Raw genomic sequence first — 13,212 nt, 5'->3', positions numbered from 1 at the left:
ATCAAAGGCCGGCAGTCTAGCACTTTGCATAAAAACAGCTGTTTCTATAGGGAATTATCCACGGCATCGGGCGCGAGAAAGGCGCCGCCCGCGTCCGCCTGTCCGCGCAGGCGCAAGCCGATAGCCCGCAACATCTCGACCAGTTCGCGCAAGCGCAAGCCTTCGTCCGTCAGCCGGTATTCCACCTTGACGGGTACTTCCGCGTAGATCGTGCGCGTCAGCAAGCCCGCCTCTTCCAGCGCGCGCAAGTCCAGGGTCAGCATGCGCTGCGAGATATTCGGCACGGCGCGGCGGATTTCGCTGAAGCGCTTCGGCCCCGCCATCAGATAGCTGAGCAGCACCACTCGCCAGCGCCCGCCCAGCAGGCGCATGGCTTCTTCCACGGCACAGCCGGAGACATTGTCTTTCATGGTACGCCTTCGACATGGTATAAAAAATGTACCTATATCACATTATTCTGCCTTCTTCCAAATAGTAACCATAGCGGCTAGACTGCCCTTCCCTCAGCTCATACGGAAGTCCAGCATGGAAACCACCCTGATCTACAGCGTGCCCTTCGGCTGCTCGTTTGCCGCCATCGCCGCCCTCGAATGGAGCGGCCTGCCGTATCGTCTGGCTCGCGTGGAAGCGCGCGACCCGGCCAGCAAGCAGCATCCGGCCTTTCTCGCCATCAATCCCCTGAGCCAGACGCCGGCCCTGCTCACGCACACGGGTGCGCCGCTGCTGGAAAGCATGGCGATCCTGCTGCACCTGGCCGCCCGCGCACCAGGCAGCGGCCTGGGCTTTGCTCAAGGCACGCCAGACTACGACCGCCTCAACAGCGTGCTGTCCTTTTTGCACACGACGTTTCACGCGGCCTTCATGCCCGCCTTCCAGGCCGCGCGCGCGGCACCGGACGATGCGCGCGCGGCCGTCTGGCGCGAGATGGCCGTCGAGAAGGTGAACAAAAGCCTGGCCCACCTGGAGCGCCTGCTCGAGGGCCGCACTTGGCTGGCATCGGACACGGCGCCGACCATCGCCGACGCCTACCTGGCCGCCACGGCGCGCTGGGCCGAACCGCTGCAACTGGCCAGCCTGGCCGATTATCCGAACACGGCGCGCGTGCTGGCCGCGCTGGAACAAGACCCCGGCATCCGCTTTGCCCACGCCATCGAAGACGGCTTGCCGGCCGCCAGCCGGGGCGGTTTCCTCGGGCACGTGGCGCTCGACCAACTGGCAGCAAAGGCCGGCTAATCGGCGGTCAACTCCCGCAGCAGGCGCGTCTTTATTGCTATGATGTCGGGCTGCCGGCGGTACAGCCGGCCACGTCAATACCATATCGATAACGTCGCAATATAAAACGGGAGTTTGAATGAGTTTACGTCTGCTGCTCTTGGGAGCATTCAGTGCCGCCATGGCCACCACTGCCGCCGTGCCTGCATTGGCCGCGCCGCGCGGTTTCACCGTGGAAGACATGGTCGCCATGGAACGCGTGGGCAGCCCCGTGCTGTCGCCGGACGCCACGCGCGTCGTCTACACGGTGCGCACCACCAACCTGGACAAAAACCGTGGCAACACGCAGCTGTGGATGATCGACCTGCGCGCGCCGAACGCGGCGCCACGCCAGCTCACGCGCGGCGATGCCAGCGCCAGCGACCCGCAATGGTCGCCGAACGGCGACGCCATCTACTTCCTCTCCGGCCGTTCCGGCTCATCGCAAGTGTGGCAGCTGCCCCTGAACGGCGGCGAAGCGGCCAAGGTCACCGACCTGGCGCTGGACGTCGACACCTACCGTTTGTCGCCGCAGGGCGACCGCCTGGCCTTCAGCATGGGCGTCTTCCTCGATTGCGCGGACCTCGCCTGCACGAAGAAGCGCCTCGATGACAAAGCCAAGAACAAGGCGAGCGGCATGGCCTACGACCAGATGTTCGTGCGCCACTGGGATACCTGGGCCGATGGCCGCCGCAATGCGCTGTACTCGGCGCCGATCGATTCGACCGGCAAGGTCAGCGCCGCACCCGTCAGCCTGAGCGGCACCCTCGACGGCGACGCGCCTTCGAAACCATTCGGCGACAACGGCGAATACCACTTCAGCCCGGACGGCAAGACAGTGGCCTTCTCCGTGCGCGTGGCCGGCCGCACGGAATCGTGGTCGACCAACTTCGACGTCTACACGATTCCCGCCGCCGGCGGCCAGGCGCCGCGCAACCTCACGGCCGACAATCCGGCCTGGGACGCGAAAGCCACCTACTCACCCGATGGCCGCACCCTCGCCTATGTCGCCATGACCAAGCCGGGCTTCGAAGCGGACCGTTTTCGTCTGGTGCTGATGGATGTCGCCACCGGCAAGAAGCGCACCGTGGCCGACGACTGGGACCGCTCCGTGGCCGACTTCCGCTGGACGCCGGATAGCAAGGCTTTCCTCGTTTCCGCCGATGACGTGGGCCAGCACCGTCTGTTCCACATCGACGCGGCCAGCGGCAAGGTCAATGCGCTGACGGGCAAAGGCGCCGTGGGCGACTTCGACGTGCGCGGCAACACCATCGTGCTGGCCCAAGCCAACCTGGCATCGGGCGCGCAGCTGTACACGCGCAAACTCGACGCCAAGTCGGAAACCGCGCCGATGGTGCAGTTGACGAAACAGAACGCGGCAGCCCTGGCCGACGTGCGCTTCGGCGAATATGAACAGTTTTCGTTCGCCGGCGCGAATGGCGAGACCGTCTACGGCCACGTCATGAAGCCGTGGAATGCCAAGGCCGGTGAAAAATATCCAATCGCCTTTTTGGTCCACGGCGGCCCGCAAGGCAGCTTCGGCAACAGTTGGAGCTACCGCTGGAATCCGCAAGTGTATGCGGGCGCCGGCTACGCCACCGTCTTCATCGACTTCCACGGTTCGACCGGCTATGGCCAGAAGTTCACGGACTCCATCAGCGGCGACTGGGGTGGCAAGCCGCTGGTCGACTTGCAGAAGGGCCTGGAAGCGGCCACCAAGAAGTTCCCATGGCTGGACCGCGAGCGCAGCTGCGCGCTGGGCGCGTCGTACGGCGGCTACATGATGAACTGGATCGCCGGTAACTGGCCGGACGGCTTCAAGTGCCTGGTCAACCACGACGGCGTATTCGACAACCGCGGCATGGCTTACGCGACGGAAGAACTGTGGTTCACGGAATGGGAAAACGGCGGCCCGTACTACGACGCACCGGCCAAGCACGAGCAGTTCAACCCCGTCAACTTCGTGAAAAACTGGAAGACGCCGATGCTGGTGGTCCAGGGCGACCTCGATTTCCGCATCCCGACCGCGCAAGGCCTGGGCACCTTCACGGCCCTGCAGCGCCAGGGCATCCCAAGCAAGCTGCTGGTCTTCCCGGACGAGAACCACTGGGTACTGAAACCGGCCAATTCGCTGCTGTGGCATCACACCGTTTTGGATTGGTTGAATACCTACACGAAAAAATAGCCAATAAAGCAAAATCAGGGGTCAGACCCGGCGGGTCTGACCCCAGTTCTACGCTAGCCGCACAGCTCACGCCTGCGGCTTTTTTACGTCCATCAAACTACATCAATACGTATTAAGCGCCTTGGCAAACTTCACGATCCACAAGCGGCTTGGACGTTCGCGGTCGTCGCCGCGGGCCACGCGGATGGTGTTGGCGGCGTTGCAGCCGGCCGCGCTGCTGGTGACGATGGTGCCGTTCGCATCGACCGTGCACTTGGTCACGTCGGCGCCATCGACTTCCACGCCATTCGCGTCAAAGACCTTGGTTTTCAGGCCGAAGTCATTGTCGTTGGCCAGCGCGATGGTGGAGTCGTCGATCAGGGTCAGGCCTTCGGCCTTTTCCGCCGCCCAGCCGATAGCGTTCAAGTCCAGCAGCATGGTTTTCTTCAGCGGCGTGACGGCGGCCCAATCGGCGCCATTGACGGCCGCGCCGCCCATGCTGCTTTTTTCCAGGTCCGACGTCGCCGCGTTGAAGGCGGCGGCCGCGATGTCCGTGGCACCCTTCAGTTCGACCAGCATCAGTTTATTGAACACCTTGCCCGACGGCGCGGCGCCCTGCTCGATGACGAGGAATTTGCCGCCACCCAGCGCCACCATGTCGCCCAGCTTGGCGTTGCCCGTGCGGCCATCCTGGTAGTCGGCCGCATTGAGCGGATACGCATACATCTTGCCGCTGGTGCCCGTCACCGGGTCGAATTCGATCCAGCGCGTGAAGCGGGCGAAGCGCTCGACCTGTTCATTCTTCTTCGTCACCGAATACGGCGCAGTACCATCGGACAGGGGGCTTTGCAGGAACGCATACAGCTTGTCGTTGCTCGTATCAAGCGTCATGCCTTCCATGCCGCGGTTGGCGCGGCGCTTGGCGAACAGCGCCGGCAAGCCCTTGCCCGGCTCGTACTTGGCCTGGATGATGCCCGTGGCCGCGTCGATCTTGACGATGAACGGACCGTATTCGTCGGACACCCACAGCGCGTTGCGCTTGGTATCGACGACGATGGACTCCGAATCAAGACCGCCGGCATTGAAGACAGCCTTGCCTGCCGCGTCGAACTTCATCGCATCCATGACGGGAATCTCGGCCGAATTGCCGACGGCGCCCACAGGCACGGGCAAGCCCGAGCTGTTGACGGTGGCCGACACCTTAATCGGCGTCGAGGAACTCAGGACGGCACCGTTCTTGCCCACCGTGAGCACGCCGAACGAAGGGGTAAAGCTCGGCGACGGGAAGATCTTGCTGCCGATCGTACCCTTGCCCGATGGATCGGGCACCAGCGGGCCGTCGCCGTTCGGACCGCGGTCCGTCAAGCCATAGAATTCCAGGTCGCCCGCCGCATTCTTGCCCTTGTAGGCCAGGCCCGAACCATACGATGGCAAAAAGCCGTTCGGGAATTCGCCCTTGATCTTGGCGTTCGCGCCTTCGTACGGCACGTAGAACTTGCTGTCCGCCTGGATCTGATAGCGCGTCACCGTCACTTTGACTTCGCCGACCGGGTTGGCTTGAGTCAGCGCCTCGTTGACGGGCGCGCCCGCTTTCGAGGCCAGGGTATCTTCGAAATGCTCGCGCGCGAGGGCGCGGCGTTCCGCATCGACCGTGCGGCCGGCGAATTTCGCGCCCACGACCGCCAGATGCGCGGACAGGGCCGCGTTGAAGACGGCCGGGACGGCGGCAAAGTCCAAGGTCTTGCCGGCCAGCGCGGCCTTCACTTCCGCCGTCAGCTTGATACCGTTCGACGGATCGCTGTCCTCGTCCAGCAATTGCAGCGCCAGCAGGCGGTTGACGACCTTGTCGTCCGCCACGTTGGTGCTGGCGGCCAGCGCCAGCGGCGTGACGACGGGGCCGCATGGGGCCGAACCCAGGGCCAGGCCGCCCACGCTGAAGGCGACCGTATCGCCCGGGTTGCAAATGAACTCGCCCTTGGCATTGGTGCTGGCCTTGGCCGTGCTGCCGGCCACGTAATCGAGCCCTTCCACCGCGCCGTCGAGGAACACTCCCGTCTGCGCCACGGGCTTGGCCGGCTCATTGTGGCTGTCGCTGCCGCCACAGGCGGCCAGGGCCAGGCCGGCGGCGATGGCCAGCAGGGTCAGTTTCGGGGTGGACGTTACGGCAGTCTTCATGCATTCCTCGGCTAGGGTGGGATTGAAGCCGTGGAGGATAACTGTTCAAAGTGACAAGCCCATGACAGGCATTACGGTGGTGGCGTATCCGCAACAGGCCCGCCGATGCCGCCAAAGCGCCCATCGGCCTGGCGCCGGAATTCCTTGGGCGTGACCCCTTTCACCTGCAAAAAGCGGCGGTTGAAGTTGGCCACGTTCTGGAAACCCACGTCGTAGCAGACATTCGATACGTATTGATCCGTGTCCATCAGCAGCTGGCAAGCCTTGTTGATGCGCAGGCGGTTCATGAAATCCGTAAAGCTGTTGCCCGTCGCCTTGCGGAAGAAGCGCGAGAATTTACTCAGCGACATGCCCACCTGCTCGGCCAGCATTTCCGCCGAAATCGGCTCGCGGTAATTGTCCGTGATGTAGTTGAGGACGGCATTGACCTTGGCCAGGGTGGCATCATCGTCGTAGGAACGCAAGGAGGCGCTCGACAGCAAGCGGTAGTTGGCCGTGCGCGCCAGCTTGCTCATTAATTGCACGAATTCGGCGAAGCGCTCGGCGCCGTGCGTGGCGCGGATGCGCGCCAGATGCTGTTCGGCCTCGTGGCCCATGTCGAAAAACTCCACGCCATAGCTGGAGCGCTCGAGCAGCGGCAGCAGCTCGCGCAATTCGGGAATGACGCGCGCGGCGCCGGCCAGCGGCGCATGGGCGAATTGCACGATCATGTCGCGCAGGGCCACGCCGCCTTCCGGCATCACGTTGGATATCCAGTTGTGCGGCAGGCGCGGTCCCGTCAGCACCAGGTGGCCCGGTGAGAATTCGCCGATATAGTCGCCCACGAACAATCGCCCGCTGGTGGCGACGATCAGGTGCAGCTCATACTCTTCATGGCAGTGCCAGCGCACGCGCGAGCTGGGATAGCCATGTTCCAGGTAATTGATGATGCCGTCGTAGCTTTCGCGTTCCAGTTCGGGCGCCTTGCGCTCGCTGTCCTTCTGCCATCGGTATTCCATGCTTGTCTCTCCCAGACTGTCCCCGCCTGTGCCATCCAATGTACCTCAAAAAGCGTCACTCGCCAAAGCGGCCCAGCGCCTGCTGGCGAAATTCCTTCGGCGTCATGCCCTTCAATTCCAGGAAACGGCGGTTGAAATTGGCCACGTTATTGAACCCCGCCTCGTAGCAGATGTTGCTGACATAGCGCTCCGTCTCCATCAGCAGCTGGCACGCCTTGTTGATGCGCAGGCGGTTGACGAAGTCTGTGAAGCTGTTGCCCGTGGCGTGGCGAAAGAAGCGCGAAAACGTCCGCTCGGGCATGTCCACCTGCTCGGCCAGCTGCTTCAGCGAGAACTGGCTGCTGTAATTGTGCACGATGAAGTTGATGGCGGAACTGATGCGCGCCAACGCCACGTCGTCGTCGCTCGACTGCATCGGCACCGTCGACAGCAGCTGGTAGTCGCTGGTCTGCGCCAGCTCGCCCAGCAAGGTCAGAAATTCGATGAAGCGCGGCAGGCCGCTGCTGTCGCGGATGCGCCGGAAGCGCCGCAGCGACAGCTCGCTGACCCCAAAGAATTCCACGCCGTGCAAGGCGCGCTGCAGCAGCGGAAAAACATCCTTCAATTCAGGAATGGCGGCGGCCATCGACGCCAGCGGCGCATGCGAAAACTGGACCACCATGTCGCGCAAGGCCACGCCTTCGGGCGGCGTGTCGAGCGAGACCCAGTTGTGCGGCACGCGCGGCCCCGTCAGCACCAGGTGGCCAGGCGTGAACTGGCCGATATAGTCGCCGACAAAGACCTTGCCGCTGCTCTCGACGATCAGGTGCAGTTCGTACTCGTCATGGTAATGCCAGCGCACCAGCGCATTCGGAAAGCCGTGCTCGAGGTAGCGGATGAAGCCGAAACTGCCTTTCGGCTCGAAGCCGGGCGTGGCGTCGCGCTGCTGTTCCAGCTCCATCTGCGGCAGTGTGGCATCGGCCTTGCGTGGCATGGCGCGCCCTCCCCGTCAGGCGACGATCTGTTCCAGCGCCCCGCGCGCACCCAGTCCATACAGGCTGGCCAGAGCTTGCGCCACCGCCTGCGCAAACGCCGGTGTGTCGCTCAAGTCGCCGAACAGCTCGCGCAGGGACAGCAACGCCGCGGCGTCCGCGCCGCCCTGCAGCGCCAGCGCGCGCAGACGCACCGCATACGGGTCGTTCAGGGGCATCTCGCGCCCCTGCTCATCATGGCCTTCCAGGTAGCGGAACCAGCACGCCACGGTAAACGCCAGCAGCTTGATGGCGCCGCCCTTGGCCAGCGCTTCGCGCACGGAGGGCAGCACGAATTTCGGGATACGCGCGGAACCTTCCGTGCCGATGCGCGCCAGCTGGTCGCGCACGGCCGGATTCGAAAAGCGCTCGATCAGCGTATCTTTATAGCGGGCCAGGTCGATGCCTTCCACTTCATCCAGCAGCGGCGTCACCTCGTCATCCATCATGCGCCGCACGAGCGCGCGGATGCCAGGATCGTTCATCGCTTCGTGCGCAAACGTGTAACCGAGCTGCATGCCGATGTAGCACAGTGCCTGGTGGCTGGCATTCAAGAGGCGCAGCTTCATCTTTTCATATGGCAGCACGTCGTGCGTCATCTGCGCACCCACCTTTTCCCAGGCCGGCCGGCCCTGCGGGAATTCGTCTTCGATGACCCACTGGCGGAATGGCTCGCACACGACGGGCCAGGCATCGATGATGCCGAAGCTGTCGCGCACGAGCGCCCGGTGTTCATCGGTGGTGGCCGGCGTGATGCGGTCGACCATGCTGTTGGGGAAGCTGCCATCGGTGGCCAGCCAGCGCGCCAGCTCAAGGTCGCGCAGGGCGAGAAAGGCCAGCAGCATCTTGCGCGTGACGTCGCCATTGTTTTGCAGGTTATCGCAGGACATGATGGTAAACGGCGCCAGTCCCCGCTGGTGGCGCAGGGCCAGCGCGGCGGCCAGATAGCCGAACGAGCAGCGCGGCGCTTCGGGATGCGCCAGTTCATGCACGATGTCGGGGTGTTGCGCATCGAATTCGCCCGTGCCCTGGTTCACATAGTAGCCGCCCTCGGTGATGGTCAGTGCGACGATGCGCGTGCCGGGGTCGGCCAGCTTTTCCAGCACGGCTTGCGGGTCGTCGGGCGCATACAGGTATTCGCCGATGCAGCCGATGATGCGCGCGCGATCGCCGGCCGCGCTGCGCTCGACCACCGCGTACAAGCCATCCTGCACCCGCATGGCGTCGCGCATGGCCGCATCAATCGCCAGCAAGCCCACGCCGCAGTAGCCCCATTCCACGTTGCCGGGCAAGGCCAGCAAATCGTCGAGGTAGACGGCCTGGTGGGCGCGGAAAAAACCGCCCACGCCGATATGCACGATGCTGGGCACGAGCGTCTCGCGCACATACGCGGGCACGGCCACGTTCCCTGCCAGCTTGGCCAGGTTCGTCTGTTTCAGTTCAATGGCGCTCATTTCAAACTCCCTTTGCGGCGGCATAGGTCTTGCCGGCGCGGTCAAAATAATGGACGAAGCCCGGCTCGAACGTCAGATGCGTCTGCTGGCCCGGCTGCAGGCTGCTGCGCTCGGCGCCGCGCGAGACCACCTGCACATTGTTCGGCAAGCGCACATAGGTCAGGGTTTCCACACCCAAGGACTCCACCAGGTCGACAGTGACGGGCACGCTGCCCGGCTGCGCCGCGCCCAGGTGCACATGTTCGGGGCGGATGCCGACAAAGCCGTCGGCCTGCGCCACGCTGCCCGCTTGCGCCAGCAACTGTGGCGCCGCATCGGCCGGCACCACGTTCATGCTGGGCGTGCCGATGAACTGCGCGACAAAGCGGTTGGCGGGACGGTCATACAGTTCCAATGGCGAGCCATGCTGCTCGATCTGCCCGTCGCGCAGCACCACGACCCGGTCGGCCAGGGTCATCGCTTCGACCTGGTCATGCGTGACATAGATGGTGGTGGCGCCCAGTTCGCGGTGCAGCTTGGCGATCTCGATGCGCGTCTGCACGCGCAGTGCCGCATCGAGGTTCGACAGCGGTTCGTCGAACAGGAACACTTTCGGATCGCGCACGATGGCGCGGCCGATGGCCACACGTTGGCGCTGGCCACCTGACAGTTCCTTCGGCGTGCGCTCCAGGTATTTACCCAGGTCGAGGATGGCGGCCGCCTTGTCGACTTTCTCGCGGATGATGGCGGGATCGACGCCGGCCAGCTTCAGCGCGAACGACATGTTCTGGAACACCGTCATGTGCGGGTACAGCGCATACGACTGGAACACCATCGCCAGGTCGCGCTTCGACGATGGCAGGGCCGTGATGTCGCGCCCGTCGAGCGACAGCTTGCCGCCGTCGATCGGTTCCAGGCCCGCGATCAGGCGCAGCAGGGTGGATTTGCCGCAGCCGGACGGTCCGACAAAGACGACGAACTCGCCCTGTTGGATTTCCAGGTCGATGCCCTTGATGGCGCGGTGCTCGCCAAAGAATTTTTCGATATTGCTCAGTTGAAGGTAAGCCATGATGTGATCCTAAATTTACTTGACAGCGCCAAAGGTCATCCCTTGGACCAATTGTTTCTGGCAGAACCAGCCCAGCGCCATGATGGGCGCAATCGCCATCAGCGAAGCGGCCGACAATTTGGCCCAGAACAGGCCTTCCGGGCTGGAATACGAAGCGATGAGCCAGGCCAGGGTGCCCGCGTTGGATGCGCCCAGGTTCAGCGACCAGAACGATTCATTCCACGACCACACCATGCAGACCAGCGCCGTGGACGCGATGCCGCCCACGGACAGGGGCAGCACGACGTGGCGGAATTCATCCCACACGGTGGCGCCATCCATGCGCGACGCTTCGAGGATTTCGCGCGGCAGCTCCTTCATGCTCGTGTACAGCAGCCAGATCATGATGGGCAAATTCATCAGCATGAACATGGTGGTCAGGCCGATGCGCGTGTCGAGCAGGCCGAAGTACTGGTAGCAGATATAGATGGGCATCAGCGCGCCCACGCCGGGCATGTAGCGCGAACTGAGCATGAATTTCAGCAAGCCGATGGTGCCGCTCGTGGGAAAGAACGCCATCGAATACGCGGCCGGAATGGCGATCAAGAGGCCAATGGCCGTCGACAGCACGCTGGTAAACAGCGAGTTCCACGCGTAGCCGAAGTAATTGTCGCGCGCCAGCACTTCGCGGAAACTGTCAAACGTGGGCGTGAAGAACAGCAGCGGCGGCGTGGAAATGGCTTGCCCTTCCGTCTTGAAGGCCATCAGGCCCAGCCAGAAGATGGGAAAGAACAGCAGCAGCGCGAACAGCCAGGCGGCGGCTGTGCGGCCATACAAATTGAGTTTGCTATGCATCAAGGTCTCCTTATTTCGACAGATTCTTGCCGATGACGCGCATCAGGAAGAAGGCGGCGATGTTGGCGATGAGCACGGCGAACAGGGCGCCGGCCGAGGCCGCTCCCACGTCATACGACAGCAGTGCCTGCTGATAGATCATGAAGGTGATGGTGGTCGTGTCGAAGCCGGGACCGCCGCCCGTCGTGGTAAAAATTTCCGCAAAGATCGACAACAGGAAAATCATCTCGATCATCAGGACCACCGAGACGGCGCGGCCCAGGTGGGGGATGTAGAGGTAGCGCAACTGCTGCAGATAGGTGGCGCCATCCATGCGCGCCGCTTCCAGCTGTTCCCGGTCCATCGATTGCAGGGCAGTCATGAAGATCAGGCAGGCAAACGGCAGCCATTGCCACGAGACCATCATGATGATGGAAAACAGCGGGTGGGCCGACAGCCAGTCGACGGGTGTGGCGCCAAAGAAAATACTGATTTGTGCGAACAGGCCGTAGATCGGATTGAGCAGCATGTTCTTCCACATCAGGGCATTCACGGCCGGCATGATGAGGAAAGGCGAAATCAGGAGCACGCGCACGATGGCGCGCCCCGGGAACGCTTCATTGATCAACAGCCCCAGCGCCGTGCCCAGCACCACCGTGACCAGCATCACGGAAAACAGCAGGGTAAACGTGTTCTGCAAGGCCGGCAGGAACGAAGCATCGGTAAAGAAAAAGTGGAAATTGGCGAGGCCATGGAAAGGATGGCCGCTCGGATCGAGCATGGAATAGCGCACGAACGCGTAATACAAGGTGATCAGCAGCGGGATCACGGAAATGACGGAGACGGCGACCACGGCCGGCGTCAGCAAAGTCCGGGGGATAATGCGTTTCATAGTGTTCTCTTGGGGCAAGGGGAAATCTGGGGTCAGACCCGGCGGGTCTGACCCCTGCTTTACGCCGTTGGGGTACGCAAACTATGCAGCAGGCCTACTTGTAGTACCCGCCTTTACGCATCTCACGCTCAGCCGTCTGCTGCGACAACTCCAGCGCCTGGTCCACCGTCACCTTGCCCAGCAATGCCGCCGCCATCTGCTGGCCGGCTGCCACGCCGATTACCTGGAATTCGGGAATCGATGCGAATTGCACGCCTACATATGGCGATGGCGGCAAAGTGCTTTGCACGGCGCGCGTGGTGGCCAGGGCCTTGCCTTCGGCGGCGGCAAATTTCGCCACTTTCTGGAACTCGGGGCTCGCATAGGTCGACTTGCGCGTGCCCGTCGGCACGTTGGCCCAGCTCGTTTCCTTGGCCACCAGTTTCACGTAGTCGGGCGACGTGGCCCAGTTGATGAAGCGCTGCGCTTCACTTGGGTGCTTGGAGCTCGAAGGAATGGCCAGCGACCAGATCCACAGCCAGTTGGCGCCCCGCTCCGTCACGCCGACGGGCGACTGGGCAAACGCCACCTTGTCGGCCACCTTGCTTTGCTTGGGATCCGTGATGAACGAGGCGGCGATCGTCGCGTCGATCCAGATGCCGCACTTGCCCTGGTTGAACAGGGCCAGGTTTTCATTGAAGCTGTTGGCGGCCGCGCCCGGCGGGCCGTATTTCTTCATCAGGTCGACGTACATGGTGACCGCGTCCTTCCACGGCTTGCTGGTAAATTGCGGCTTCCATTTCATGTCGAACAGCTGGCCGCCGTAGGAATTGGCCATGGTGGTGATCAGCGCCATGTTGTCGCCCCAGCCCGGCTTGCCGCGCAGGCAGATGCCGTACACGCCGTTGGCCGGATCGTGCAGCTTGGCCGCCACGTCGCGCAGCTGGTTCCAGGACGGGCGGTCCTCGATCGTCACGCCCGCTTTTTTCACCAGGTCGCTGCGGTACATGATCATCGAGCTTTCGCCATAGAACGGCGACGCGTACAGCTTGCCGTCGCCGGACAGGCCTTCGCGGATGGCGGGCAGCAAGTCGTCGATATCGTATTTGGCGTCCGGCTTGATGGGAATCAGCCAGTTTTTCTTGCCCCAGATGGGCGTTTCATACAGGCCGATGGTCATCACGTCGAACTGGCCGCCCTTGGTGGCGATATCGGTGGTCATACGCTGGCGCAAGACGCCCTCTTCCAGGGTCACCCATTTGAGCTTGATGTCGGGATTGGCTTGCTCGAAGAACTTGCCGAGCTTTTGCATTTCGATCATGTGGCCGTTGTTGACGGTCGCGATGACCAGGTCGGTGGCGGCAAAAGCGGACGAGCTGAGGCAGCCGGCGATCAGCGCGGCAATGGCGGAACGTTTCATTGTGTGTC

At 63.0% G+C, this 13,212-nt stretch carries 11 protein-coding genes; 2 read left to right on the top strand and 9 right to left on the bottom strand.

Features of this window, described 5'->3' with window-relative positions:
* Positions 1-44 precede the first annotated feature (44 nt).
* The gene (locus OPV09_RS10535) at positions 45-410 is read right to left on the bottom strand and encodes a winged helix-turn-helix transcriptional regulator (RefSeq protein WP_034758434.1); all 366 of its coding nucleotides are present in this window, start codon (positions 408-410) and stop codon (positions 45-47) included.
* 115 nt (positions 411-525) lie between these two features.
* Between OPV09_RS10535 and OPV09_RS10530 the strand changes: the two genes are divergently transcribed.
* Positions 526-1,233: a glutathione S-transferase family protein gene (locus tag OPV09_RS10530; protein ID WP_338681582.1), complete on the top strand. Its 708-nt coding sequence runs from the start codon at positions 526-528 to the stop codon at positions 1,231-1,233.
* Between the two features lie 118 nt (positions 1,234-1,351).
* Entirely contained in the window at positions 1,352-3,436 is a 2,085-nt protein-coding gene (locus tag OPV09_RS10525) for a prolyl oligopeptidase family serine peptidase (RefSeq protein ID WP_425324036.1), read from the top strand.
* A 102-nt stretch (positions 3,437-3,538) separates the two neighbouring features.
* Here OPV09_RS10525 and OPV09_RS10520 read toward each other — a convergent pair whose 3' ends face one another.
* The 8 genes from OPV09_RS10520 to OPV09_RS10485 form a co-directional block, all read right to left on the bottom strand.
* A complete protein-coding gene (locus OPV09_RS10520; RefSeq protein WP_338681581.1) occupies positions 3,539-5,590 on the bottom strand; it encodes an esterase-like activity of phytase family protein in 2,052 nt (683 codons plus the stop codon).
* Positions 5,591-5,661: 71 nt separating this feature from the next.
* Positions 5,662-6,588 (bottom strand): helix-turn-helix domain-containing protein, encoded by a 927-nt coding sequence (locus tag OPV09_RS10515; protein WP_046684811.1) that lies wholly within the window; start codon positions 6,586-6,588, stop codon positions 5,662-5,664.
* Positions 6,589-6,643: 55 nt separating this feature from the next.
* Positions 6,644-7,561 (bottom strand): helix-turn-helix domain-containing protein, encoded by a 918-nt coding sequence (locus tag OPV09_RS10510; RefSeq protein WP_070306093.1) that lies wholly within the window; start codon positions 7,559-7,561, stop codon positions 6,644-6,646.
* Between the two features lie 15 nt (positions 7,562-7,576).
* Positions 7,577-9,052, bottom strand: coding sequence for a mannitol dehydrogenase family protein (locus OPV09_RS10505; RefSeq protein WP_338681573.1), 1,476 nt, complete (start codon positions 9,050-9,052; stop codon positions 7,577-7,579).
* Position 9,053: 1 nt separating this feature from the next.
* Positions 9,054-10,100 carry an ABC transporter ATP-binding protein gene (locus OPV09_RS10500; protein WP_338681571.1) on the bottom strand — a complete coding sequence of 349 codons (1,047 nt, stop codon included), beginning with the start codon at positions 10,098-10,100 and terminating at the stop codon, positions 9,054-9,056.
* Positions 10,101-10,115: 15 nt separating this feature from the next.
* Positions 10,116-10,934: a carbohydrate ABC transporter permease gene (locus OPV09_RS10495; protein ID WP_338681569.1), complete on the bottom strand. Its 819-nt coding sequence runs from the start codon at positions 10,932-10,934 to the stop codon at positions 10,116-10,118.
* A 10-nt stretch (positions 10,935-10,944) separates the two neighbouring features.
* A complete protein-coding gene (locus OPV09_RS10490) occupies positions 10,945-11,805 on the bottom strand; it encodes a sugar ABC transporter permease (RefSeq protein ID WP_338681568.1) in 861 nt (286 codons plus the stop codon).
* Between the two features lie 94 nt (positions 11,806-11,899).
* On the bottom strand, positions 11,900-13,204 hold the full coding sequence (locus tag OPV09_RS10485; protein ID WP_034758460.1) for an ABC transporter substrate-binding protein: 1,305 nt from the start codon (positions 13,202-13,204) through the stop codon (positions 11,900-11,902).
* Between the last annotated feature and the right edge of the window lie 8 nt (positions 13,205-13,212).

Source organism: Janthinobacterium sp. TB1-E2 (assembly GCF_036885605.1).
Classification (GTDB): domain Bacteria; phylum Pseudomonadota; class Gammaproteobacteria; order Burkholderiales; family Burkholderiaceae_D; genus Janthinobacterium; species Janthinobacterium aestuarii.
Note: the sequence above shows the minus strand (reverse complement) of the source record. Positions and strands in the feature narration are given on the sequence as shown.

Coding starts and splice junctions, on each gene's coding strand:
- OPV09_RS10535 (WP_034758434.1), bottom strand. CDS start 410: ATGAAAGACAATGTCTCCGGCTGTGCCGTGGAAGAAGCCATGCGCCTG.
- OPV09_RS10530 (WP_338681582.1), top strand. CDS start 526: ATGGAAACCACCCTGATCTACAGCGTGCCCTTCGGCTGCTCGTTTGCC.
- OPV09_RS10525 (WP_425324036.1), top strand. CDS start 1,352: ATGAGTTTACGTCTGCTGCTCTTGGGAGCATTCAGTGCCGCCATGGCC.
- OPV09_RS10520 (WP_338681581.1), bottom strand. CDS start 5,590: ATGAAGACTGCCGTAACGTCCACCCCGAAACTGACCCTGCTGGCCATC.
- OPV09_RS10515 (WP_046684811.1), bottom strand. CDS start 6,588: ATGGAATACCGATGGCAGAAGGACAGCGAGCGCAAGGCGCCCGAACTG.
- OPV09_RS10510 (WP_070306093.1), bottom strand. CDS start 7,561: ATGCCACGCAAGGCCGATGCCACACTGCCGCAGATGGAGCTGGAACAG.
- OPV09_RS10505 (WP_338681573.1), bottom strand. CDS start 9,052: ATGAGCGCCATTGAACTGAAACAGACGAACCTGGCCAAGCTGGCAGGG.
- OPV09_RS10500 (WP_338681571.1), bottom strand. CDS start 10,100: ATGGCTTACCTTCAACTGAGCAATATCGAAAAATTCTTTGGCGAGCAC.
- OPV09_RS10495 (WP_338681569.1), bottom strand. CDS start 10,934: ATGCATAGCAAACTCAATTTGTATGGCCGCACAGCCGCCGCCTGGCTG.
- OPV09_RS10490 (WP_338681568.1), bottom strand. CDS start 11,805: ATGAAACGCATTATCCCCCGGACTTTGCTGACGCCGGCCGTGGTCGCC.
- OPV09_RS10485 (WP_034758460.1), bottom strand. CDS start 13,204: ATGAAACGTTCCGCCATTGCCGCGCTGATCGCCGGCTGCCTCAGCTCG.